We start from the raw sequence: 23,618 nt of genomic DNA, 5'->3' as shown, positions 1-23,618 counted from the left end.
TGCACGGCAAGGTGTTTGCGGCCCCCGATGGGGGCGGCGAACGCGAGTAGAGTGGCGCGATGGCCGTCGCCCCGTCGAACGAGCGGATGATCGCCGGCATCGCCGCCGCGGCCGTCTCGCTCGGGGTGGCCCAGCTGGTGGGCATCCCGTTCGGCGCGCGGGCCGATGCGCGTGCCGCGATCGGCTCGGTGGCCGTCGACGTCACACCGGGACCCGTCAAAGAGTGGGGCATTCAGACGCTCGGCTCCCTGGACAAGCCGTTTGTGGCCGTCATCGTCCTGGTGGCGATCGCCACGATCGCCGCCATCGCCGGCACCCTCGAGACCCCGCGCCGCCCCGTCGGGAGCGCCACGATCGCCGCGGCGGGCGTCCTCGGCTGCCTCGCAGTCCTGTCACGGCAGGGTGCGACGGCGCTTGACACGATCCCGACGCTCGCCGGCGCCGCGTGCGGCGTGGTGACCCTTCGTTTGCTCACCCGCCGGATCTGGTCGGGTCCCGGTGATCCGGACGCCGGTCCGGACGCGGGCAGGCGCAGGTTGGTCATGCTGGGACTGCTCGGATTCGGAGTCGTGAGCGGCGTGGCGGGTGCGGTCGTCACGCGGTTGGTGCATTCGGTGGCCGCCGACCGCACCGGCTTCGCGCTTCCCCGCCCGCGCACGCCCGCGCCCCCCATACCCGCCGATGTGCAACCGAACGGCGTTGCGCTGTCGAGCTTTATCACCCCCAGTGCCGACTTTTACCGCGTGGACACCGCGCTGACCGTTCCCCAGCTCAGCCACGGCGACTGGCGGCTGCGCATCCACGGCATGGTGGACCGCGAAACCACCTACCACTTCGACGACCTGGCCCGCTTCGACGTCGTCGAAACCGTGACGACGCTGACTTGCGTATCGAATCCCGTTGGCGGAAGCCTAATTTCGACGGGCATCTGGACGGGCTACCGAGTGGCGGAGCTGCTGGCGGCGGCCGGCGTGCACGCCGACGCCGACATGGTGCTCTCGACGTCGATCGACGGGTTCACCGCCGGCACGCCCGTGCAGGCGCTCATCGATGGCCGCGCCGCGCTCCTGGCGGTCGGCCTCAACGGTCAGCCGCTGCCGATCGAGCACGGCTACCCGGCCCGGCTGGTGGTGCCCGGGCTCTACGGGTACGTGTCGGCGACCAAGTGGATCGTCGATTTGGAGCTGACCCGCTTCGACAGGGCGAAGGCGTACTGGACGCGGCAAGGCTGGGCGCCGCGCGCACCCGTCAAGACCGAGTCGCGGATCGACGTGCCGAAAGGTGGTCAGCAGGTTCCGATGGGGCCCGTGGTGTTCGGCGGGGTCGCGTGGGCACAGAACCGCGGCGTGCGGGCCGTAGAGGTTCGCATCGACGACGGCGGGTGGCAGCCCGCCGAGCAGGGCGCGAGCTATTCCAACGACACGTGGCGGCTGTGGAGCTTCCCTTGGCAGGCGAAAAAGCCTGGAAGACATAACATCACCGTGCGCGCCACCGACAACACCGGAGCCACCCAAACGCCGGATGAGGTCGGTAGCGTCCCCGACGGGGCCACCGGCTGGCACACGGTGGACTTCACCGTGTCGGAGCGGTGAACCGTTATTTCGACGAGAGTTTCCGCCAGCTGAACACCGCGATCGCGATGCCGATCAGCACGGTGATGGGACCGATGATCGACCATGTTGTCGTGTTGCTCATCGGGCTACCGAGAAGCACACCGAACCCCTGGAGCGCCCAGATCAGACCGAACAGCGCGACGATCACCCCGAACGCGAGCGTGACGACGAAAGTCCTTCGCATACGGCGAGGCTACGCGCCGAGTGCACTCAGGGCGCCCTGAACGCGCACTCAGTCAACGAAAACTGGGGTAGTCGACTACGCGTGTCATGCGGTCCCCCGCCACCAAGACTTCCCGGTGAAAGCACTTCACCGACGACCTCTGGGGACCACCATGACCATCGCCGTTGATGCGCCGACCTGCCCGAGCGTGTTCGACGCCGGCCTACCGACGATCGATTACGAGCATTGCCAGAGCCCGGCGGAGGCGCACGAGATCCTGCATCGAGCCCGGCGCCAGGCGCCGATCGCGCTCGGCCCGCACGGGCCGGAGCTGCTGACCCACGACCTGGTTCGAACGGTGCTGCGCGACCCCCGATTCCGCCTGCCGCAGGGCATGTTCCTGGCCTCCCAGGGCATCACCAGCGGCCCGTTATGGCAGCGCGTCGCAACCAACTTGATCAGCCTCGACGGGGCCGAGCACCATCGGCTGCGACGACTGGTGTCCAAGGCCTTCACACCGCGGGCCACCGAGCGACTGCGCGCGACGATCGTCGACGTGATCACCGAACTGGTGGACCGCCACTCCCGAACCGGGCACTGCGAGGTGGTGAGCGAGATCGCCCGCCAGTACCCGATCCCGATCATCTGCGCGTTGCTGGGCGCCCCGGACGAGGATTGGCAGCTCTTCTCGGACTGGACCGACGACGTCTTCAAGGCCTTCAGCTGGGACGTCGCCGCTCACCAGCAAACCATCCTGGCCGCGTGGGACGAACTCGACGCCTACACCGACGCGATGGTCGCCCAGCGGCGTCACACGCTGACCGACGACCTGATCTCCGAGCTGATCCGCGCCGAGGACGACGGCGATCACCTCAGCGCAGACGAGCTACGGATGCTCGCGGCGGGCCTCCTGATCGCCGGCACCGACACCACCCGCAACCAGCTGGCGGCGTCCGTGCAGGCGCTGTGCGAACACCCCGACCAGTGGGAGCTGCTGGCCCGGCATCCCGAACTCGCGGCCAAAGCGGTCGAAGAGACGATGCGCCATTCCCCTATCGCGGCCGCCACGCTGCGCACCGCTCTCGAGGACGTCGAAATCGCCGGGGTGCTCATCCCGGCCGGCACGCTGGTCATCGCCAACACCGCCGCCGCGAACCGCGATCCCGCGGTGTACGACGCGCCCGACCGCCTCGACATCACCCGCGAAGGCGCCCCGCCGATGCAGACGTTCGGCGCCGGCATGCACTACTGCCTGGGCGCCAACCTGGCCAGACTGGAGCTGGCCGAGGCCCTGGCGATCATGACCCGGCGCATGCCCAACCCGCGGCGCACCGGTCCGGCTCCGTGGAAGCCCCTCACCGGGCTGAGCGGACCCATGACGCTGCCCATCGCATTCGACGCCGGGCATTGAAGTCGGTGGCTACCGTGCGGTTCGAATGACAAAGGCGTCGGTGCTCTCGTCGTAACCGACCGCTTCGTCGACGAACAGCTCCCCAACCGCGTGGCCGTCCTCGGCAACCGCAATGAAGCGCGCGGCCTCCTGATCGTAGGTCACCGACCCCTGCACGAACATCGCCGCGACCTCGCGCCCGTCGGCCCCGAAAACGACAAGCTTCAAGCCTCCGGCATCCCTGAGGTACTGCGCCGCTTCGGCACGTGTCTTGGCCATCTGCCCGGATTCCTTCCGCTGGTGGTGGGTTCGAGTGTGCACTCAGGGCGTCGCGTGTGCACGGGTGGCGCCCTGGGCTCACACGAAAACGCCGCCACCGCACGCGCGCCCGCAAACCTCATATTGATTGCATAGATAGCATTGACAGCGCCGGAAAACCGACGATAGTCATCAGGTATGGCGCTGCTGCCAGACCCTGATCCCCGGCAGCGACAGCACGTCGTGATCTCGGTCGACGACCACGTCATCGAGCCGCCCGATCTGTTCATCGGCCGGCTCCCCGCGGCGCTGTCCGAGCGGGCCCCCAAGGTCGTCGAGACCGACGACGGGCGCCAGGTGTGGCACTACGAAGGCCGCGAGTATCCCAACATCGGCCTCAACGCGGTGATCGGGCGGCCCCGCGAGGAATGGAGCATGGAGGCCGCCCGGTTCGACGAAATGCGGCCCGGCTGTTGGGATGTCGATGCCCGGATCGCCGACATGGACCTGGCCGGCATCTGGGCATCCCTGAACTTCCCGTCGCTGATCGCCGGGTTCGCCGGCACGGTCTTCTGGAAGAGCGACGACCTGGAGCTCGGCCTGGCCACCCTGCGGGCCTGGAACGACTGGCACCTCGAGGCCTGGGCCGGCGCCTATCCCGACCGGATCATCCCGCTGCAGCTGCCGTGGCTGGCCGACCCGCAACTCGCGCCCGAGGAAGTCCGCCGCAACGCCGCGCGCGGCTTCAAGGCGGTGAGCTTCCCCGAGCTGCCGGCCCAGTGCGGGATCCCGAGCCTGCACAGCGGCGCGTGGGATCCGTTCTTCGCCGCCTGCGAGGAGACCGGCACCGTGGTGTGCCTGCACACCGGATCGGCGCAGTGGGCGCCAATCCCCGCCCCCGACACGCCCTTTGAGACCATCACCACCCTGTTCCCGGTGAACGGTCTGGTCGCGTGCGCGGACATGCTGTGGTCGGGCATCCCGGTGCGGTTCCCGGGGCTGAACATCACGCTCGCCGAGGGCGGTCTCGGCTGGGCGGCCATGCTGGGCGACCGCGCCGATTACGTTCTGGCGCACTCCGCTTCGGGCCACGAGGGCGGCGCGTGGAAGAGCGACCTGCTGCCCAGCGAGGTGCTGCGGCGCAACTTCTGGTTCTGCTCGATCGACGACCCGCACGCGTTCGGCGCGCTCGACGCGATCGGCGCCGACCGCATCCTCGTCGAAAGCGACTACCCGCACGCCGATTCGACCTGGCCCGACACCCAGCAGGTGGTGGCGCGCAACGTCGCCGGCCTGTCGACGCAGGACGCGGCCCGGATCACCCACCGCAACGCGGCGCAGCTGTTCCGCCACCCGCTGCCCGACGAGGGGTGGCTAGCCACGGCGTAGGAGGCCCTCATGCTCGACCTGCTCATCCGCGACGCCGAGATCGTCGACGGCACCGGGGCACCCAGCCGACATGGCGACGTCGGCGTCAGCGACGGGCGCATCGTCGCCGTCGGCGAAGTCGATGACATGGCCGCCAAAACCGTTGACGCCCAAGGACAGACACTGGCGCCGGGATTCGTGGACCTGCACACCCACTACGACGCGCAGCTGTTCTGGGACCCGACCGCCAGCCCGTCGGTGCAGCACGGCGTGACCACCGTCTTCGGCGGCAACTGCGGCTTCACGCTGGCGCCCGCCACGCCCGACCAGCACGACTACCTCACCCGGATGCTGGCGCGGGTGGAGGGGATGCCGCTGGACGCGCTGCGCGCCGGTCTGGACTGGGGCTGGGCATCGTTCGGCGACTGGCTGGGCCGCCTGGACGGCCGCACCGCGGTCAATGCCGGCTTCCTGGTGGGTCATTCGGCGCTGCGGCTGGCCGCGATGGGCGCCGACGGCGTCGGCGGCGAGGCGACACCGGAACACATCGAAAAGATGGTCGCGGTGCTGCATGACGCGCTGGCCGCCGGCGCGCTCGGGCTGTCGACCTCGCAGTCGCCCACCCACAACGACGGCGCCGGCCAGCCGGTGCCGTCGCGCAGCGCGTCTCCAGAGGAACTGGTGACCCTGGCAGCCGCGCTCCGCGACCACCCCGGCACCACGCTCGAGGCCATCATCCCCGGCTGCCTGTCGGGCTTCACCGACGACGACATCGCGCTGCTCACCGACATGTCGGCGGCCGCGGACCGCCCGCTGAACTGGAACCTGCTCGGCGTCTCGGCGGCCAACCCGACCGGGCACGAAAAGCAGTTACGCGCCTACGCCGCCGCGGCCCGACGCGGCGGCCGGGTGGTGGCACTGACCCTGCCGCAAGCCATGAAGATCCGGCTGTCGTTCCTGTCCGGCTTCGTGCTCGACGGGCTGCCCGGCTGGCGTGACACGATGCACCTGCCGGTGCCCGAACGCCTTGTCGCGCTTGCCGATCCGGCGGTGCGCCGCCGCCTCGCCGAGGGCGCCGCCTCCAAGGAGGCCGGCATGCTGCGCGGCCTCGCGCAGTGGGACCGGCTCGTCATCGTCGAGACGTTCGCACCGGAGAACGCCGACGCGACCGGCCGCAGCGTCGGCGAGATCGCCGCCGCCCGGGGCGGCGAGCCCTTCGACACGCTGCTGGACATCGTGATCGCCGACGAGCTGCGCACCGGCCTGTCCCCGCCGCTCACCGGCGACGGCGCGGCCGACTGGCGGGCGCGCGCCGAGGTGTGGCACCACCCGGGCGCGGTGATCGGCGGCTCCGACGCGGGCGCCCACCTCGACATGATGTGCGGCGCCATCTACACGACGGCGCTGCTCGGCCGCGGCGTCCGCGAGCATCAGGTCGTCACGCTCGAGGAGGCCGTCCGGCTGATCACCGACGTGCCGGCCCGGTTCTACGGGCTGACCGAACGCGGCCGCATCGAGCCCGGCTGGCACGCCGACCTGGTGCTGTTCGACCCGGCCACCGTCGACCACGGGCCCGAGCGCACCCGCTACGACCTGCCCGCCGGCGCGGCGCGGCTGGTCGCCGACGCGTACGGGATCACCTCGGTGCTGGTCGGTGGTGTCGAGGTGTGCCGCGACGGCGCCGCCACCGGCGCCCTGCCCGGCACCGTGCTGCGGTCCGGGCGCGACACCGAGACAGTCAAAGCCTCGTGACCACAGACCTAGCCACGCCTATTTTCGCCCCAGCGCGTGCCACGCCATCTCCGCGACCGCCTCGCAGTAGCGGTCGTCGACGGGCATGTCGGAGTAGAGGGCGCGAACGTTCAGCGGCGCCAGGACGATCTGCACGGCGGCCAGGGTATTGACATCGTCACGCAAATCGCCGCGCTTCCTGGCCCGGTCTACGACCTCTCGCACCACGGCAAAACGGGCCTCCCACACCATCATTCGGGTCTCCTCGTCGTGCGGTCCACGACGGTCCATGACCAGCGCCCGCATAAACGCGCGACCCGCCTGGCTGTTGATCCGATCGGCCAGCTTGCGGGCCAACGTCAGCAGGTCCCCGCGCAGTGAGCCGGTGTCGGCGATCGAACTGTAGGCCTCCGCGTCTGCCAGGGCCGCGGCAACGATGAGTCGCTGCCGGCTGCCCCAATAACGGTGGATCATCGCGGGATCGAGGTGATGACGTTCCGCCAGGGCCTCGATGCTGAACCGCTCGACACCCCAGAGAGTCAACTCATCGAGCGCCGCCACCATCACCCGCTCACGTACCTCGGCAGAAACGGATTCATCGCGTGGTTGAGACGCCTGCATCGATGTCCCCCTTTATAGCCCGGCTACAGATAGCCCGTCTGGTTTACCAGCCGTACCGACGACGCCCCATCCGAGTAGAACTCTGCGATGCTCAGCGACGCCAGGTCAAGATGCAACCGGTACAGGATGCCAGGCCCGGCGTCCAGCGCCAGCCGCAGCAGCATCTTGATCGGCGTCACGTGGGAGACCACCAGCACCGTCGCGCCCGCGTGCGACTCGATGATCCGTTCGCGAACCCGAAGCACCCGGTCGAGCACGGCGTCGAAACTTTCACCGCCCGGCGGCGTCGTGCTCGTGTCGCGCAGCCACCGCCGGTGCAGCTCCGGATCACGTTCGGCCGCTTCGACGAACGTCAGCCCCTCCCACGCGCCGAAATCCGTCTCGATCAAGTCGTCGTCCACCGTGACGTCCAGACCGAGCGCCTTGGCCGCCGCCGCGGCGGTGTCGTAGGCCCGCTGCAACGGCGAGGAGATCACCGCGGCGATCCCGCCGCGCTCCGCGATGTATCGCGCCGCGGCCCCGGCCTGCCGGCGCCCGACACCCGTCAGCGCCGGATTGCCGCGCCCCGAGTAGCGGCGTTCCGCCGAAAGGTCCGTCTGCCCGTGCCGCAGCAACAGCAGCCGGGTCGGCGTGCCCCGCGCCCCCGTCCAGCCGGGCGACGTCCGGGCCTCGGCCGCAACGCTTTTCGTGGGCTCCGACGGCTCGTCGATGTCCGCCGCGGCGTCCATCGCCTCGTTGGCCAACCGGTCGGCGTGCGAGTTCTGGGCCCGGGGCACCCAGGCGTAAGAGATCCGGTCGAACCGCGACGCCAGCTTTCGGGCCTGCGCATGCAGCTCGATCAGGTCGGGATGCTTGACCTTCCAGCGCCCGGTCATTTGTTCGACCACCAGCTTGGAGTCCAAGAAGGCCTCGACCTCGGTGGCGCCCATTTGCAGGGCGTCGTCTAAACCGGCTATCAGCCCGCGATATTCGGCGACGTTGTTGGTCGCCACGCCGATGGCCTGCTTGGTCTCGGCCAGCACCGTTGCGCGGTCCGCGGTGCGGACCACCGCGCCGTAACCGGCCGGTCCCGGGTTGCCGCGCGACCCGCCGTCGGCTTCGACGACGACTTTCACTGGTCGAACCCCTTGACCCGCAACAGGATCGCGCCGCATTCCGGGCAGCGCACCAGCTCATCCTCGGGGGCGGCCGAGATGCGGGACAGTTCGGTGCGGCCGATCTCGATCCGGCAGGCGCCGCACCGATGACCGAGCAGCGGCCCGGCCCCCGGCCCGCCCCTGGCGCGCTGCCGCTCGTACATGGCGGACAGGTCGGGATCCAGCCCCGCCGACAGGGTGTCGCGTCGCGACGAACGAACCTGGCGCGCCTCGTCGATTTCGGCGACCGCAGCGTCGAGGGCCTCCTGGGCGACGGCGAGTTCGGACTCCAACGCCTCGACGGCCCGCTGCTCGCCGTCCAGCTGGGCCTGCAACTCCTCGCGCCGCTCCATCACCTCCAGCAGCGAATCCTCGAGGTTGGTTTGACGCCGGAGCAGGGTCTCGAGCTCGTGCTGGAGATCCGACAGTTGTTTGGCGTCCGTCGCACCGGACGTGAGCATCGAGCGGTCCCGGTCTTCGCGTTGCCGCACCGCCTCGATCTCCGACTCGAACCGCGACACCTGGGCGTCCAAGTCTTCCAGCGCGATTCGCAGCGCGCCCAGCCGGTCGGCGGCGGCGCTGTGGTCGGCCCGGATCCGCTCGACGGCCTCCTGCTGGGGCAGATGGGAGGCCTGGTGCGCGATGCGGGACAGCTCCGCATCCAGCTTCGACAATTCGAGTAGTGAAATTTGCTGCGCGACCTCAGCTTTCATGTCTTTTCTCCCCGCTGTTGGTGCCAAGGTCCCATGGGTCGGTGCGAACGGTGCACACCCGAACGGGCAGCGCCTCCCCGAATCGGGACCGCAGTATGCCGGCGGCCTGCTCGCACCAGGGGAATTCGCTCGCCCAGTGCGCCACGTCGACCAGGGCCACGTTCGAGGCCCGGCGGTGCTCGTCGGCCGGATGGTGCCGCAGGTCGGCGGTGACATAGGCCTGCACGTCCGCGCGGGCCGCGGCGGCCAGCAGCGAATCCCCGGCGCCGCCGCACACGGCGACCCGCGACACCGGCGCGTCGGGGTCCCCGGACGCGCGCACGCCCCACGAGGTCGGCGGCAGCGCGGCGCCGACGCGAGAGACGAAGCTGCGCAGCGGTTCCGGTCGGGCGAGCGTGCCGATGCGGCCCAACCCGGCGTCGCCGGGCGGGGGCACCAGCGCGAAGATGTCGAACGCGGGCTCCTCGTACGGATGCGCGCCGCGCATCGCCGCCAGCACCGCACCACGGGCGCGCACCGGGGCGACGACCTCGAACCGGTCCTCGGGCACCCGTTCGACGCTGCCGACGCTGCCGATCGCCGGCGAAGCGCCCTCGTGCGGCAGGAACTGCCCGATGCCGCTCACGCTCCAGCTGCAGTGCGAATAGTCGCCGATGTGGCCGGCGCCGGCCTCGAACACGGCCTGCTGCACCGCCTCGGCGTTTTCGCGCGGCACGTAGACGACCCACTTGTCGAGATCGCCCGCCGCCGTGAGCGGTTCGAGCACGGCCTCCACGGTCAGGCCGAGGGCGTCGGCCAGCGCGTCGGACACCCCCGGGGAGGCGGAGTCGGCGTTGGTGTGCGCGGTGAACAGCGAACGCCCGGTGCGGATCAGGCGGTGCACCAGCGCGCCCTTGGGCGTGCTGGCCGCCACGGTGTCGACCCCGCGCAGCAGCAACGGGTGATGGGCCAGCAGCAGCCCGCCGTCGGGAACCTCGTCGACGACGGCCGGTGTCGCGTCGACGGCGACGGTCACCGAGTCCAGCGCGTCGTCGGGGTCGCCGCACACCAGGCCCACGGAATCCCACGACTGGGCGAGCTGCGGCGGGTACGCCTCGTCGAGCACCTCGATCACGTCGGCCAGCCGCACGCTCACCGGGCCACCTCCGCGATGGCCTGGACCAGCAATGGCCAGTCCCGTCGCACCGCCGCCCGCAGGTACCGGTCGTCCAGGCCGACGAAGGTGTCACACCGTCGCACGGCAATTCCCTTGCGCTCCAACCTGTTTCGTATGCGGTCGGCGTCGGGCAGGCGGAACAGGACGAACGGGCCCCGGCCGTCGACCGCGTCGGCGCCCACCGAGCCCAGGCCCGCGACCATCTCGTCGCGCAGCTGCGCCAGTCGGAGCGCGCCGGCCGCCGCCTCGGCGACGGCCCGCGGGTCGCAGCACTCCGCGATGGCCGTCAGCTGCAGGGTCCCCACCGGCCAGTGCGCGCGCCGCGTCGTCAGCCGCGCCAACAGCTCCGGCGCGCCCAGGGCGTAGCCCACCCGCAACCCGGCCAGCGCCCAGGTCTTGGTCAGGCTGCGCAGCACCAGCACGTCGGGCAACGAGGCGCCGGCCAGCGACTCCGGCTCGCCGGGAATGGAATCGGCGAAGGCCTCGTCGACCACCAGGGTCCGGCCCGGCCGGCGCAGCGCGAGCAGCTGCTCGCGGGTGTGCAGCACCGAGGTGGGGTTCGTCGGGTTGCCCACCACGACGAGGTCGGCGTCGTCGGGCACCCGCGCGCCGTCCAGCCGGAACGGGGGCTCCAGGACGACGTGCCGCACCGGCACCCCGGCCGCGCCCAGCGCCACTGCCGGCTCGGTGAACGACGGCGCCACGATCGCCGCCCGCGCCGGGCGCAGGTTGGGCAGCAACGCGAAGCCCTCGGCCGCGCCGGCCAGCGGCAGCACCTCGTCGCGGGTGCGGCCGTGCCGCCCGGCGGCCGCGTCCTGCGCCCGGTGCACGTCCGCCAGGCCCGGGTAGCGCGCCAGGTCGGGCAGCCGCGCGGCCAGCCGGCGCATCAGCCACTCCGGCGGCTGCGCGTGCCGGACGTTGACGGCGAAATCGAGCATCCCGGGCGCCACGGCCTGATCGCCGTGATAGCGGGCCGCCGCTGGCGGGCTCGGGTTCAGAGTCGCCATCCGAGAAACACTAGTGGGCCCCGCTGAGCGCGCGCGGGCATCTAGGACAATGGTGAGGTGACAGGCACAGTCTCGACGGGCGCACCGCAGCTGGTGATCTTCGATCTCGACGGCACGCTGACCGACTCGGCGGACGGGATCGTGGCCAGCTTCCTGCACGCGCTCGAGCACGTCGGGGCCGCCGTGCCCGAGGGCGACCTGGCCGCGCAGATCGTCGGGCCGCCCATGGACGACACCCTCCGCACGATGTTCGGCGACTCCGCCGAGGACGCGATCACGGCCTTCCGGGCCGAGTACGGCGCCCGCGGCTGGGCGATGAACACGCTGTTCGACGGCATCGAGCCGCTGCTGGCCGACTTGCGCGCCGCCGACGTCCGACTCGCCGTCGCAACCTCCAAGCTGGAGCCGACGGCGCGGCGCATCCTCGCCCATTTCGGGCTCGACGGGTACTTCGAGGTGATCGCCGGCGCGGCCCCCGACGGGTCGCGCAAGAGCAAGGAGGAGGTGCTGGCCCACGCCCTCGAACAGCTCCAGCCACTGCCCGAACGGGTGCTGATGGTCGGCGACCGCAGCCACGACGTGCACGGCGCGGCCGCGCACGGCATCGACACCGTGGTGGTCGGCTGGGGCTACGGGCGCGACGACTTTCACGAGGGCTTCAGCCTCGCAGGCGTGACGCACGCCTCGACCGTGCAGGAGTTGCGGGGTGCCCTCGGTGTCTGAGCGCCTGCACGTCACCTTCGTCTGCACCGGCAACATCTGCCGCTCCCCGATGGCCGAGAAGATGTTCGCCGACCAACTGCAGCGGCGCGGCCTCGGCGACGCGGTCCGGGTGACCAGCGCGGGCACCGGGAACTGGCATATCGGCAGTTGCGCCGACGACCGGGCCACCCGCGTGCTGCATGCCCACGGCTATCCCACCGCCCACTGCGCCGCGCAGCTGAACGACGACCACCTCGCCGCCGACCTGGTGGTCGCCCTGGGCCGCAACCACGTTCGCATGCTGCGTCAGCTGGGCGTCGAGGACGACCGGATCCGGATGCTGCGGTCGTTCGACCCGCGCTCGGGTAGGCACGCGCTCGACGTCGAGGACCCCTATTACGGCGACCACGACGACTTCGAGGACGTCTTCACGGTCATCGAGGCCGCCCTGCCCGGCCTGCACGCCTGGGTCGACGAACGGCTCGCGGAAAACGGGCGCGCCTAGATGCGACGCATGGCGTTTCTGCTGCGGCCGGGCTGGATAGCCCTGGCGGTGGTGGTGATCGCCTTCACCTACCTGTGCTTCATGGTGCTCGCCCCGTGGCAGCTGGGAAAGAACACCAGGACGTCGCGGGAGAACCACCAGATCGAGTACTCCCTCAACACCCCACCCGTTCCGCTGAAAACCCTGCTGCCCCAGCAGGATTCGTCGGCGCCGGGCGCGCAGTGGCGCCGGGTGACGGCGACCGGGCACTACCTGCCCGACGTGCAGGTGCTGGCCCGCCTGCGGGTGGTCGAGGGCGATCAGGCGTTCGAGGTGCTGGCGCCCTTCATCGTCGACGACGGCCCCACGGTGCTGGTCGACCGGGGCTACGTGCGCCCCGAGCCGGGATCCCATGTCCCCCCGATCTCCCGCCCGCCGGCGGAGACGGTGACCCTCACCGCGCGGCTGCGGGACTCCGAACCCGCCGTGGCGGGCAAGGATCCCTTCGTCAGAGACGGTGTGCAGCAGGTGTATTCGATCAACACCGAACAGGTCTCGGCGTTGACGAAGGTGCCGCTGGCCGCGTCGTATCTGCAACTGGTCGACAACCAGCCCGGCGGACTGGGCGTGATCGGTGTGCCGCACCTCGACGCCGGACCGTTCCTGTCCTATGGCATCCAGTGGATCTCGTTCGGCATCCTCGCGCCCATCGGGTTGGGCTACTTCGTCTACTCCGAGCTGCGGGTGCGCCGCCGGGAAAAGCAACAAACCGCCGCCGCGCCGGCGACCGTCGAGGAGAAGCTCGCCGACCGCTACGGCCGCCGGCGGTAGGCACTTTTGGTGTGCGTTGAGGGTTTTCAGTGTGCGCTGAAGGCGCGGAGAACGCGATTCTCCCGCCTTGCGCTCACACCCAAAGCCGTGAGCGCACACGCCACCAAGGCCGCGGCCGCCTGGACAACCCGCGACAGCGCCACCGCGCGGCGCAGGTCGGCCACCTCGGGAGCCCGCCCGTCCCCCAGCGTGGGCCGGATCTGCAGCTCGTGGCGATACTGCGTCGGCCCGCCCAGGCGAACGCCCAGCGCCCCCGCGAACGCCGCCTCGACCACCCCGGCGTTGGGGCTGGGATGCCGCGCCGCGTCAGCGCGCCAGGCCCGCAACGCCCCCGACGGCGAACCCGAGACCAGCGGTGCGCACAGCACCACCAGCGCCGCGGTCAACCGCGCGGGGACGTAGTTGGCCGCGTCGTCCAATCTCGCTGCGGCCCAACCGAATCGGAGGTAACGCGGGGTGCGGTGGCCGATCATCGAATCCAGCGTGTTGATGCCGCGGTAGGCCAGCACCGCGGGCGCCCCGCCCGCCGCCGCCCACAGCAGCGGCGCTACCTCGGCGTCCGAGGTGTTCTCCGCGACCGATTCGAGCGCCGCGCGCGTCAGGCCCGCGGCGTCCAGCCGGGCCGGGTCGCGCCCGCACAACGACGGCAGCAGCCGCCGGGCGGCGTCGACGTCGCCGCGCTCCAGCAGCCGCGACATTTCCAGGCCGGTGCGGCCCAACGACGTTCCGCCCAGACAGGCCCACGTCGCCGCGGCGGTGGCCAGCGGCCCGCCCCGACGCGAGGCGGCCGCACCCAGCAGCGTCACCGCGCCGACCAGCAGGCCCACGTGCAGCGCGCCGGCGCCCCGGGCGTCGCGGTAGGTGCCGCGCTCCACCGCCGCGGCCGCCCTGCCGAACAGCGCGACCGGGTGGCCGCGTTTGGGGTCCCCCAGTGCGAGGTCGGCGACGTAGCCGGCCAGCACGCCGGCGGCTCGGGCCCGGGTCGCACGCACCCGGGCAGCGTCTCATACCCGCGGCGACCGGGGGTCGGCCACGCTAGATGGCCAAAATCGCCGCCACGACCACCACGGCGATCAGCAGGCCCACCACCCACCACAGCAATGCGTCGGGGTCGGCCGTCGGTGCCAGGTTGGGCGCGCGCGGCAGCGGCCGGATGGGGTTACCAGGTTGGGTACTCATGGTGCAGGTCTGCCCGTTTTTCCGCGGATATAACGGTTTGCCGTGGTGTACTCGACTCCATGAGGGGTAATCCGCGATGAAGCGGCCCGCAACCCGGATCGCGGATTTGCTGAACCCGGCGGCGATGTTGCTGCCCGCCGCGAACGTGATCATGCAGCTGTCCCTGCCCGGCGTCGGTTACGGCGTGCTGGAAAGCCCGGTGGACAGCGGCAACGTCTACAAGCATCCGTTCAAGCGGGCCCGCACCACCGGGACCTACCTGGCCGTCGCGGCCATCGGGACCGAGTCCGACCGGGCGTTGATCCGCGACGCCGTGGACGTCGCGCACCGGCAGGTTCGCTCGACGTCGTCAAGCCCGGTGTCCTACAACGCTTTCGACCCCAAGCTGCAGCTTTGGGTGGCCGCCTGCCTGTACCGCTATTTCGTCGATCAGCACGAGTTCTTGCACGGTCCGCTGGACGACGCCACCGCCGAATCGGTCTATCGCGACGCCAAACGGCTGGGGACCACGCTGCAGGTGCCCGAGCGGATGTGGCCGCCGGACCTCGCCGCGTTCGACGAGTACTGGAAGCGCTCCCTCGACGAGCTGCGCATCGACCCGCCGGTGCGCGAGCACCTGCACGGGGTGGCCTCGATGGCGTTTCTGCCGCTGCCGCTGCGGGCGCTGGGTGGGCCGTTCAACCGGTTCGCGACGACGGGATTCTTGGCCCCGGAGTTCCGGGCGATGATGGAGCTGGACTGGTCGCAGGTCCAGCAGCGCCGGTTCGAATGGCTGCTGATCGGCCTGCGGCTGGCGGACCGGCTCATCCCGCACCGGGCGTGGGTCTTCGGCTATCAGCTTTACCTGTGGGACATGCGCATTCGGGCACGCCGGGGTTGGCGCATCGTTTAGCGCGCCCCTTGCCGTTCGAGCGTGCAAATGGCGACGCTCCCACGGCGTATCGCGTCGTGAAATGCACGCTGGGCGAAGGCGGATCAGCGCACCGTCGCGAAGAACGCGCGAACGTCGTCCACGAACAGCTCCGGTTGTTCGAACGCGGCGAAGTGCCCCCCGCGCGGCATGTCCGTCCAGTGCGTGATGTTGTACACCGGCTCGCACCAGCTCCGCGGCGCCTTCAGCAGCTCGCCCGGGAAAGCGCTGACGCCAGTTGGCAATTCGACCCGGTCCATCTGGCCGAAGACCCGGAAACTCTCCCAGTACAACCGGGCCGACGACGCGCCGGTGGCGGTCACCCAGTACATCATCACGTTGTCCAGCAGCTCGTCGCGGCCGAACACGTTCTCTGGGTGCCCGTCGCAATCGGCCCACGCCCAAAACTTCTCGACGATCCACGCCAGCTGCCCCACCGGCGAATCGACCAGCCCGTAGCCCAGCGTTTGCGGCCGGGTGGACTGCTGCTTGGAATAGCCGGTGCCCCATTTGCGGTGCTCGGCCATCGACGCCAGTGCGCGTTGCTCCTCCGGGGTCGGGTCGGCCAGCGCCTCCTTGGTGGGCCGCCCGATCGGCATGTTCAGGTGAATTGCCGCGCAATGCCCGCCGTTTCGGCCCATCTGCGTGGTGACCGCGGCGCCCCAGTCGCCGCCCTGCGCGCCGTAGCGGTCGTAGCCGAGGCGCAGCATAAGCGTCTCCCAGGCGTCGGCGATCTTTTCCACTCCCCATCCCGTGCGGGTGGGCTTGCCGGAGAACCCGTACCCCGGAAGCGATGGGCACACGACGTGGAACGCGTCCTCGGCGCGCCCCGACGCCGGATTGGTCAGCGGCTCGATCACCTTGTGAAACTCCACGATTGAGCCCGGCCAGCCGTGGGTGATCAGCAGCGGGAAGGCGTCGTCGTGCGGCGAGCGCTGGTGGATGAAATGAATGTCCAGCCCGTCGATTTCGGTGATGAACTGATCGAAGCGGTTGAGCGCGGCCTCCCGGGACCGCCAGTCGTATTCGTTCGCCCAGTATTCGGCCAGCTCGCGCGTGTACGTCAGCGGAATGCCCTGGCTCCAGTCGTCGACGCATTCGGCCTCCGGCCAGCGGGTGCGCGCCAGGCGCGAGCGCAGGTCGTCGAGGACGTCGTCGGGCACGTCGATTCGAAACGGCTTTACGGGTTGCTCGTTCACGCCCTGAGGCTGCCACACCGCCTCGCCTGCCCGCCAGGCGCTGCCTATCTGCCGCTGAAGAACCCTGACTGATAGTTGCCGGTGTTGAAGCCACCCGAACTTCTGCTGCCCGAGTTGCCGACACCGGAGTCGTGGTCGCCCGAGTCGTAGAAGCCGACGTTGTGGCCGGCGCCGGAATTGAGGATGCCGGTGCTTTCGCCCTCGGTGGGATTCGAGTCGGTGTTGAAAAGGCCGACGTTGCCGCCGCCGGTACCCGAGTTGCCGATGCCGATGTTGCTACCCCCGTGGCCCGAGTTGAAGAGACCGACGTTGTATCCGTTGTCACCCGAGTTGAAGAAGCCCATTTCTGTGCCGCCGCCGGAGTTCCAGAATCCCGAGCTGTACCCGCCGGCGGCCGAATTGTGGAATCCGGAGTTGTAGTCACCGCCGGTGTTGAAAAAGCCGGAGTTGCCCGTGCCGGTGTTGCCGAAGCCCGAGTTGCCGCTGTAGCTGCCCGTACCGAAGAAGCCCGTATTCACATTGCCCGAGTTCCAGAAACCGGTGTTGGTGTTGCCCGAGTTGAAGAAGCCCGTGTTGGTGTTGCCCGCGTTGAAGAAGCCGGTGTTTCCGGCCCCGTCAATGGTGCCCCCGGAGTTGAAGGCTCCCGTGTTGCAGCTTCCGGCGTTGAACGAGCCCACATTGGCAAAGCCCGAGTTACCAAAGCCGACGTTGCTGAGGCCCGAATCGAAGCTGCCCACGTTGGCGGTTCCCGCATCGAAGAAACCGACGTTCCTGGTACCTGCATCCAGAACGCCGAAGTTGTTGGAGCCTGCGTTGAACAAACCGGTGCTCCTGCTGCCGGCGTTCCAGAAACCGGTTTCGGTGCTACCCGTGTTGCCGACACCGGTGTCGAACGTGCCGGAGTTGACCAGCCCCCAGTTATGGCTGCCGGTATTGCCGATGCCCCAGTTGCCGGTCCCCGAGTTGAAGATTCCGGTGTTGCCGGTGCCCGAGTTGAACAGGCCGGTGTTGCCACTGCCCGAGTTCCAGCCGCCGAAGCCCATTTGGTTGTCGCCGGTGAGTCCGATGCCGATGTCGTGGTTGCCGGTGTTGGCCAGGCCGAAGTTGTTGTTGCCGGTGTTGCCGAAGCCGAAGTTGAAGCTGCCGTTGTTACCCAGGCCGATGTTCCAACCGGCACCATTGGCGTTGAGCCCGCCGAACCCGATTTGGTTGTTGCCGGTGAGCCCGATGCCGATGTCGTTGTTGCCGAGGTTTCCCAAGCCGATGTTGTTGTTACCCAGGTTCCCGATGCCCCAGTTGCCGTTGCCGAGGTTGCCAATACCGACGTTGAGATAGCCGGGGGCCGGGTTGTCGTGCGAATAGGCGCTGCCGTTGCCGATGCCGATGTTGCCGCCACCGATGTTGCCGACGCCGAAGTTGAATTGACCTATGTTGGCGAATCCCACGTTGTAGTAGGACGTCGCCTCGCTGAAGAGCGAGTTACCGTTGCCCGCACCGAAGTTGAAGGATCCGTAGTTGCCGAAGCCGAAGTTGAAGTTGCCCCCGCCGGTCGTGCCGGGGCCGCTGTTTCCCCCGCCGAAGTTATACGACCCATAGTTCCCGCTGCCCAGGTTCAAGATGCCGATGTTGCCGAGACCCAGGTTCAAACCTTGCAGGCTCGGCAGGCTTTGCAACGCATGCTCCCACGGTGTCAGCGCCGCGACGGCCGCCGACGCCCCGCCGTGGTAACTCACCATCGCGACCACATCCTGGGCCCACATCTGCTCGTATTCGGACTCGGCGGCTGCGATCGCCGGCGCGTTGAGGCCCAACAGGTTCGAGTTGACCAGCGACACCAATTGGGACCGGTTGGCCGAGACCAGCCCTGGATGCACCGCCGCCGCCCGGGCGGCCTCAAACACCGCGGCCGCGGAGTTGGCCTGACCGGCTACCGTCTGCGCGCGAGCCGCGGCCTCGGCCAACCACGCCGCGTAGGGTGCGGCCGCACCGGCCATCGCCTGCGCCGCGGCGCCCTGCCACGCCTCCGCGGCCAGGCCGGAGGTCACCGATCCGAACGAGCCTGCCGCCGAGTCCAGCTCGGCGGCCAACCCATCCCAGGCCGCGGCGGCGGCAAGCATCGGGCCCGCACCCGGACCCGTGTACATCCGCGCCGAATTAATCTCTGGCGGCAACACCAGAAAACTCATATGTAGTCGTCCTTCCACCATTAAGCTGCCCGAAGTAAGGGTAGGCTACACACACTAGAGCTAGTAAAGCTAGCCTTGCCTAAATTCTTGGCGTGGCGTTGACCTGGCCGGATTGGCGCCTCCCGGCGCAGACTCCGCGGACAACATCGCGCCGCCGTTCCGATGGATCGACCAGGGCGTCCGCCGAGATCGCACCTGCGGTGGTATTCCGGCGTGGTGCGCCCGTAGCCGGCGTCGGGGCGCCAGGGGAAGTCGCCGTGCCAGTAGTTGGCCAGGCGCTGCCCCGATGGCCCGGGCTCCTCAGGTTCGCTGTCCCACGCATACGCCGCGTGGTCAAGACCGCCGCGGGCCGCGGACTCCCATTCCGCCTCGGTCGGCAGCGCGCGTCCGCCCAGGCCGCGTACGCCTTTGCGTCGTCATAGGCGACGTGCACGACGGGATGGTCGGCGCGCTTGGCGATCGACGAGTGCGGCCCCACCGGATGACGCCACGACGCCCTGGGCGTCCAGGTCCACCACTGGCTCAGATGGCGCAGGTCGACCGGTCCGCTGGTCCGGGTGAACACCATCGATCCGGGCTGCAGGTTCTCTTTCGGTGCGCCGGGGTAGTCCGCGGTGCCGAGCGCCCGCTCGGCGACGGTGACATGCCCTGTGGCGGAGACGAATTCGGCGAATTCCGCGTTCGTAACCGGGCGGGCCTGGTCGGCCCGCCGCCGGTGTTAGCCAGTGCTACCCGCCGTTGCCGCCCTTACCGCCAGTCCCGGAGCCGCCGCCGGTCACGACAGTCGCGGCGCCGCCGCCACCACCACCGCCGATGCCGGCGGCACCGGCACTGGTGGAGACGACGCTTCCCGCTGCGACGCTCGGGCCAAAGACAAGGCCACCGCCGCTGCCGCCGTTGCCAGGGGCGCCGCCGAGACCGCCCGGAATGCTGCCGGCGACTTGGCCGCCCGCACCACCGGCGCCGCCGATGCCGCCGGTGATACCACCGCCGCCACCGCCGCCGCCACCGGCGGCGACGATAGGCGTGCCGCTGGTGCCGCTGGCGGAGGCGCCGGCACCACCGCCGCCGCCGCCGGCGGCACCGTGGCCGTTGCCGCCGGTAACCGTAGCGATACCGAAGCTGGCGGCGCCGCCTCCTCCGCCACCACCACCGGTACCGCCAGTGGTGCCGGCTGCGCCGCCACCTTGGCCGCCATCGCCGCCGCCGCCGGCACCGCCGGGGATCCCGCCCAGTGTGACCGAACCGCCGGCGCCGCCGGCACCGCCGACACCACCGACGCCGAGGCCGGTGCTGTTACCGCCTGCGCCGCCGCTGCCACCACCACCACCACCGATGGCGGAAGTGGTGCCGGCGGTCAGGACGCCGCCACCGCCGGGGCCGCCGTTGCCGCCGGGGCCGCCGTTGGTGCCGTTGCCGCCGGGCCCGCCGTTGCCGCCGTTGCCGCCGGTCACGGTGACGTTGCCGGTGGTGTTGATGGCGCCGCCGGCGCCGCCGTCGCCGCCGGCACCCCCGTTGCCCAGGATCAGCCCGCCGTTGCCGCCGGCCCCGCCGTTGCCGCCGTGGCCGCCCGTGCCAGCCCCACCGGCCCCGCCGTGGCCGCCGCTGCCGAACAACCAGGCGTTACCGCCCCGGCCGCCAGGCTGTCCCGGTGCGCCCGACCCGCCATCACCGCCGGGCCCGAACAAAAGCCCCCCCGGCCCGCCGGCCTGCCCGGTCCCCGGCGCCCCGTTAATGCCCTTGCCGATCAACGGGGTCCCCAACAACAGCTCGGTGGGCGCATTAATCACTCCCCGCACGTCTTGCCAGAGGGTCTCCAACGGTTGCGGGAGGGCCTGCAACGGCGAGGCATTGGCCGCCTCGGCGGCCATATAGGCACCACCGGCGGCGTTCAACGCCCGCACAAACTGGGCATGAAACGCCGCCGCCTGCGCACCGAGCGCCTGAAACCCCTGACCATGAGCCGAGAACAGCGACGCCACCGCCGCCGACACCTCATCCTCAGCAGCGGCCAGCACCCCCGTCGTCGGGCCGGCCGCAGCCGCGTTGGCCGCGCTGAGCGACGAGCCGACACTCGCCAGATCTGTTGCCGCCGCCGTCATCAGCTCCGGCGTCGCGATCACAACCGACATGGGAAACCTCCCACCACCTAATTGACTTATACGTCATCGCGACCCGGAATCGCCTGGACGAGCATCAGGTCACGCGCCGATCCGAATCGTAACGCGGTTTTGGGGGATACCCATACCAGTTCTTTGCACAGGACTACCTGCATTGGGAACTGGATTGCCCCAGTCCAAGTCTGAATAGTTGATCGGCCCCCCCACATTCATCGCGAGCGGCTCAATTCATCGTCAACACTGTTAGGCGGCGGGCGCCCGTATCACGGTGAAAGTACCTGGTGCACAACCCGATCGGATTGATGAGAGGCCGATCGGCGCGGTCTGCTTCGTCAATTGGAGCGCGGCGAGCACATCGGCGTGCTCGACGTTGCTTTCGCCGCAGAGCTGCGCCGCCAGTTCGACGACCGAGCCCCGGCACCGCTGCATCAACGGAATGACGCGGACACCCGCAGCCGTGCCACCGGCCAAGCTCAACACAGCGGCGTCCTCACGGCCGGTATCGTCCAACGCCGCCCACATCCCACGCTGGGTCGTGCACCGGCCGTGACGCCACCGTGCTTGTGCCCAAGGGCCGGCAAACGCCATCTCAGGCTCCCGGCCCGGCGGCAGCAAATCGAAGGTGGTCAATCCGCTGATATCGCCGTGCCGAAGACCACCGGACACGACCGCCGAGAAGAGCACGCCCCCGGCAAGCACGCCGCCGATAGCGTGGCCGCTTTCGTCGAAAGCCGGCTCGATCAGCTCACGCGCGCGGGGCGTGAGATCGGCCATCGTGAGAGCCATTGTGCCGGTTGCCCTTTCACGCCTTCGGCATCAGTCGGCCCAGCCCCGCCGGCACCAGGGTCGCCCCGTTCACGGTCAACTCGGAAAACTCGCCGGTCGTCAAACGGTCCGGGCAGAGTAACGCTACTGTTCGCATTGGGGGCGGAGGCTGGAGCAGAACCGCCCATCTGCCCGACAGCGGTCTGGTGCTGTCACCGAGGACGGCTCACCCATCCGGCCCGAGACCCCCCGACACATCGCGAACATTTGCGAACCCCGTCGGCACAACCTCGGCGCATCGGGGGTTTTCTCTCCAGGCCCGCACCGCCGTCGTACGGCCTTGAACTGCAATAACATCGGTGGGCGCGGACGGTATCGAACCGCCGACCGCTGGTGTGTAAAACCAGAGCTCTACCACTGAGCTACGCGCCCTTATGCCCGCAGCAGGCTACACGCCGACGGGCCGTGCACCCAAAAATTCAGGCCTTCAGAGCCGCCAAGGCTTGAGTCCACAGCCGCTGGTCGCGGGATTCTCCGGGGTCCTTCATCTCGGCGAATCGGATTATCCCGGACCGGTCGACGACGAAGGTGCCGCGGTTGGGGTAGCCGGCGTCGGCGTTGAACACGCCGTAGGCCTGGCTGACCTCGCCGTGCGGCCAGAAGTCCGACAGCACCGGAAAGGTGAATCCGCTCTCTAGCGCCCAGATCTTGTGCGTCGGCGGCGGACCCACCGAGATCGCCAACGCCACGCTGTCGTCGTTCTCGAATTCCGGCAGGTGATCGCGCAGCAGGTCGAGCTCACCCTGGCAGATCCCGGTGAATGCCAGCGGGAAGAAGATCAGCAGGACGTTCTTGGCGCCGCGGTAGGAGCTCAGGGTGACGGGCTGCTGGTTCTGGTCGCGCAATGTGAAGTCGGGGGCGGCGGTGCCGACGGGCAGCATCAACGCTTCCCGGTCCGCGACTTCGGCTGTACCAGCTGGCTGGCGCTCCAGTTACCCAGGTTGACCGACGAGGTTGGCATCAGGCCCGCGGTGGGGGCCGCCTCGGCGATCTCGGCGGGCAGCACGTGACCGGGCTTGCCGGTCTTGGGCGTCAGCACCCAGATCACGCCGTCCTCGGCCAGCGGGCCGATCGCGTCCATCAGGGTGTCCACCAGGTCACCGTCGCCGTCGCGCCACCACAGCAGCACGACGTCGATCACCTCGTCGCTGTCCTCGTCGAGCAGCTCGCTGCCGCAGGCCTCCTCGACCGCGGCGCGGATGTCGTCGTCGGTGTCCTCATCCCAGCCCCACTCCTGGACGACTTGGTCTCGATGGATGCCGAGTTTGCGAGCGTAGCTCGGGGCGTCATCCGCCGCGACCACCGTGGAGCCTCCTTAAGCTATCTGCGCGCCGTGTGATGGGAATTATCGTCGCACAGCCGCGACGCGGTCCATACCCGTGCCTCACCAGGCGTCTCAGTAGGATGCCAGGCAGAGTTTCAGCGCCTTCGTCTTGGTGTCGTTGAGCTGGTCGACCCGTTTGTTGAACTCGGCTATCGACGCGTGCGTGCCGATAGCGTTGGCCACCCCGCGCGCCGCGTCGACGTAGGCGTTGAAGGCGTCCTTCAGCTGCTGCGACAGGGCATCGCTGAAGCTGTTGGAGACCGTGGTGGCGCTGTCGTTGAGCGCGCCGATCGCCGGGCCCTCGTTCGGGCCGGTGTTGCGGCCCGCGTTGAACGACGCGACGTAGTCGTTCACCCGGTCGATCGCGTCCTTGGCGGAGGTGGCCAGCGTGTCGCAGGAGGTGCGCACCGCCCTGGTCGTCAGCGAGGCCTGGCGCTGCGACTCGCGGACCCGCGAGGTGGCCGACGACGCCGACACCGACGCGGACACCGACTGCCGGTAGGCCGGGGCGACATTCGTATCGGGCGTGGCGGTCCCCTTGGTGACACTGGTACACCCCACGATCCCGAGGATCACCGCCGCGACACAGCCAAGCGCCAGCGCGCCTCGCTTGGGGATCTCCCCCAGGTGCATGCGAGGGACGGCACGCCATCCGATGAGCACGGTTGGAGACGTTACCGGGTCCGGATCCTCACCGCGGGT

24 protein-coding genes, 1 tRNA gene and 1 pseudogene are annotated in these 23,618 nt (G+C 69.7%); 8 read left to right on the top strand and 18 right to left on the bottom strand.

The genetic code is table 11. From position 1 onward, the window contains the following. Window positions 1–59: 59 nt before the first annotated feature. Window positions 60–1,592, top strand: a complete 1,533-nt coding sequence (locus AC5Y2S_RS26655; RefSeq protein ID WP_499959453.1) for a molybdopterin-dependent oxidoreductase — start codon at window positions 60–62, stop codon at window positions 1,590–1,592. Window positions 1,593–1,596: 4 nt separating this feature from the next. Here the strand turns inward: AC5Y2S_RS26655 and AC5Y2S_RS26650 are convergent, their stop codons facing one another. Then, window positions 1,597–1,797: a hypothetical protein gene (locus tag AC5Y2S_RS26650; RefSeq protein WP_499959452.1), complete on the bottom strand. Its 201-nt coding sequence runs from the start codon at window positions 1,795–1,797 to the stop codon at window positions 1,597–1,599. 151 nt (window positions 1,798–1,948) lie between these two features. Between AC5Y2S_RS26650 and AC5Y2S_RS26645 the strand changes: the two genes are divergently transcribed. Continuing rightward, on the top strand, window positions 1,949–3,187 hold the full coding sequence (locus AC5Y2S_RS26645; protein ID WP_499959451.1) for a cytochrome P450: 1,239 nt from the start codon (window positions 1,949–1,951) through the stop codon (window positions 3,185–3,187). A gap of 9 nt (window positions 3,188–3,196) precedes the next feature. Here AC5Y2S_RS26645 and AC5Y2S_RS26640 read toward each other — a convergent pair whose 3' ends face one another. Beyond that, on the bottom strand, window positions 3,197–3,445 hold the full coding sequence (locus tag AC5Y2S_RS26640; protein ID WP_499907160.1) for a hypothetical protein: 249 nt from the start codon (window positions 3,443–3,445) through the stop codon (window positions 3,197–3,199). A 177-nt stretch (window positions 3,446–3,622) separates the two neighbouring features. On the opposite strand from AC5Y2S_RS26640, the gene AC5Y2S_RS26635 reads away from it, so the two are divergent. Both AC5Y2S_RS26635 and AC5Y2S_RS26630 read left to right on the top strand, forming a co-directional pair. Then, window positions 3,623–4,813 (top strand): amidohydrolase family protein, encoded by a 1,191-nt coding sequence (locus AC5Y2S_RS26635; protein WP_499959449.1) that lies wholly within the window; start codon window positions 3,623–3,625, stop codon window positions 4,811–4,813. Between the two features lie 9 nt (window positions 4,814–4,822). Beyond that, a complete protein-coding gene (locus AC5Y2S_RS26630; RefSeq protein WP_499959448.1) occupies window positions 4,823–6,544 on the top strand; it encodes an N-acyl-D-amino-acid deacylase family protein in 1,722 nt (573 codons plus the stop codon). 18 nt (window positions 6,545–6,562) lie between these two features. On the opposite strand, the gene AC5Y2S_RS26625 is transcribed toward AC5Y2S_RS26630, so the two are convergent. The 5 genes from AC5Y2S_RS26625 to cobC are packed head-to-tail and all read right to left on the bottom strand — an operon-like array spanning window position 6,563 to window position 11,156. Beyond that, on the bottom strand, window positions 6,563–7,144 hold the full coding sequence (locus AC5Y2S_RS26625) for a TetR-like C-terminal domain-containing protein (RefSeq protein ID WP_499959447.1): 582 nt from the start codon (window positions 7,142–7,144) through the stop codon (window positions 6,563–6,565). A gap of 23 nt (window positions 7,145–7,167) precedes the next feature. Beyond that, window positions 7,168–8,259: a bifunctional RNase H/acid phosphatase gene (locus AC5Y2S_RS26620; protein WP_499959445.1), complete on the bottom strand. Its 1,092-nt coding sequence runs from the start codon at window positions 8,257–8,259 to the stop codon at window positions 7,168–7,170. Then, complete coding sequence (locus tag AC5Y2S_RS26615; protein ID WP_499959443.1) at window positions 8,256–8,993, bottom strand: zinc ribbon domain-containing protein; 738 nt, start codon at window positions 8,991–8,993, stop codon at window positions 8,256–8,258. Before AC5Y2S_RS26615 ends, AC5Y2S_RS26620 begins: the two co-directional genes overlap by 4 nt. Continuing rightward, window positions 8,983–10,128, bottom strand: coding sequence for a Nif3-like dinuclear metal center hexameric protein (locus tag AC5Y2S_RS26610; protein ID WP_499959441.1), 1,146 nt, complete (start codon window positions 10,126–10,128; stop codon window positions 8,983–8,985). The genes AC5Y2S_RS26615 and AC5Y2S_RS26610 overlap by 11 nt, the downstream gene beginning before the upstream one ends. After that, a complete protein-coding gene (cobC, locus tag AC5Y2S_RS26605; RefSeq protein ID WP_499959440.1) occupies window positions 10,125–11,156 on the bottom strand; it encodes an Rv2231c family histidinol phosphate aminotransferase CobC in 1,032 nt (343 codons plus the stop codon). Before cobC ends, AC5Y2S_RS26610 begins: the two co-directional genes overlap by 4 nt. A gap of 57 nt (window positions 11,157–11,213) precedes the next feature. Here cobC and AC5Y2S_RS26600 point away from each other — a divergent pair, with 57 nt between their 5' ends. The 3 genes from AC5Y2S_RS26600 to AC5Y2S_RS26590 are packed head-to-tail and all read left to right on the top strand — an operon-like array spanning window position 11,214 to window position 13,173. Further along, entirely contained in the window at window positions 11,214–11,879 is a 666-nt protein-coding gene (locus tag AC5Y2S_RS26600; RefSeq protein ID WP_499959439.1) for an HAD-IA family hydrolase, read from the top strand. After that, the gene (locus AC5Y2S_RS26595) at window positions 11,872–12,363 is read left to right on the top strand and encodes a low molecular weight protein-tyrosine-phosphatase (RefSeq protein ID WP_499959438.1); all 492 of its coding nucleotides are present in this window, start codon (window positions 11,872–11,874) and stop codon (window positions 12,361–12,363) included. The genes AC5Y2S_RS26600 and AC5Y2S_RS26595 overlap by 8 nt, the downstream gene beginning before the upstream one ends. Then, entirely contained in the window at window positions 12,364–13,173 is an 810-nt protein-coding gene (locus AC5Y2S_RS26590) for an SURF1 family cytochrome oxidase biogenesis protein (protein WP_499959437.1), read from the top strand. Between the two features lie 26 nt (window positions 13,174–13,199). Here the strand turns inward: AC5Y2S_RS26590 and AC5Y2S_RS26585 are convergent, their stop codons facing one another. Together AC5Y2S_RS26585 and AC5Y2S_RS26580 are read right to left on the bottom strand one after the other, a co-directional pair. After that, window positions 13,200–14,165 carry a cobalamin biosynthesis protein gene (locus AC5Y2S_RS26585; RefSeq protein ID WP_499959436.1) on the bottom strand — a complete coding sequence of 322 codons (966 nt, stop codon included), beginning with the start codon at window positions 14,163–14,165 and terminating at the stop codon, window positions 13,200–13,202. A 43-nt stretch (window positions 14,166–14,208) separates the two neighbouring features. Then, a complete protein-coding gene (locus tag AC5Y2S_RS26580; RefSeq protein WP_499959435.1) occupies window positions 14,209–14,352 on the bottom strand; it encodes a hypothetical protein in 144 nt (47 codons plus the stop codon). A gap of 76 nt (window positions 14,353–14,428) precedes the next feature. Between AC5Y2S_RS26580 and AC5Y2S_RS26575 the strand changes: the two genes are divergently transcribed. Then, window positions 14,429–15,244: an oxygenase MpaB family protein gene (locus AC5Y2S_RS26575; protein ID WP_499959433.1), complete on the top strand. Its 816-nt coding sequence runs from the start codon at window positions 14,429–14,431 to the stop codon at window positions 15,242–15,244. Window positions 15,245–15,327: 83 nt separating this feature from the next. On the opposite strand, the gene AC5Y2S_RS26570 is transcribed toward AC5Y2S_RS26575, so the two are convergent. From AC5Y2S_RS26570 to AC5Y2S_RS26530, 9 genes and pseudogenes are all read right to left on the bottom strand, one after another. Next, window positions 15,328–16,461 (bottom strand): epoxide hydrolase family protein, encoded by a 1,134-nt coding sequence (locus tag AC5Y2S_RS26570; protein WP_499959432.1) that lies wholly within the window; start codon window positions 16,459–16,461, stop codon window positions 15,328–15,330. Window positions 16,462–16,505: 44 nt separating this feature from the next. After that, window positions 16,506–18,647: a PPE domain-containing protein gene (locus AC5Y2S_RS26565; RefSeq protein ID WP_499959431.1), complete on the bottom strand. Its 2,142-nt coding sequence runs from the start codon at window positions 18,645–18,647 to the stop codon at window positions 16,506–16,508. Window positions 18,648–18,859: 212 nt separating this feature from the next. Further along, window positions 18,860–19,347: pseudogene (locus AC5Y2S_RS26560) on the bottom strand (SUMF1/EgtB/PvdO family nonheme iron enzyme); the annotation flags it as partial. Window positions 19,348–19,375: 28 nt separating this feature from the next. Beyond that, window positions 19,376–20,779, bottom strand: a complete 1,404-nt coding sequence (locus tag AC5Y2S_RS26555) for a PE family protein (RefSeq protein WP_499959429.1) — start codon at window positions 20,777–20,779, stop codon at window positions 19,376–19,378. Window positions 20,780–21,010: 231 nt separating this feature from the next. Continuing rightward, the gene (locus AC5Y2S_RS26550) at window positions 21,011–21,541 is read right to left on the bottom strand and encodes a hypothetical protein (protein ID WP_499959428.1); all 531 of its coding nucleotides are present in this window, start codon (window positions 21,539–21,541) and stop codon (window positions 21,011–21,013) included. A gap of 351 nt (window positions 21,542–21,892) precedes the next feature. After that, a tRNA-Val gene (locus AC5Y2S_RS26545) sits at window positions 21,893–21,964 on the bottom strand. 47 nt (window positions 21,965–22,011) lie between these two features. Further along, window positions 22,012–22,473, bottom strand: a complete 462-nt coding sequence (locus AC5Y2S_RS26540; protein WP_499959426.1) for a peroxiredoxin — start codon at window positions 22,471–22,473, stop codon at window positions 22,012–22,014. Then, entirely contained in the window at window positions 22,473–22,895 is a 423-nt protein-coding gene (locus AC5Y2S_RS26535) for a DUF3052 domain-containing protein (protein WP_499959424.1), read from the bottom strand. The genes AC5Y2S_RS26540 and AC5Y2S_RS26535 overlap by 1 nt, the downstream gene beginning before the upstream one ends. A gap of 93 nt (window positions 22,896–22,988) precedes the next feature. Next, window positions 22,989–23,579 (bottom strand): Rv2240c family protein, encoded by a 591-nt coding sequence (locus AC5Y2S_RS26530; protein ID WP_499959422.1) that lies wholly within the window; start codon window positions 23,577–23,579, stop codon window positions 22,989–22,991. Window positions 23,580–23,618: the final 39 nt, after the last annotated feature.

The sequence above is a fragment of the Mycobacterium sp. NGS69 genome (assembly GCF_059812165.1).
This window is presented reverse-complemented; position numbering and strand designations above follow the sequence as displayed.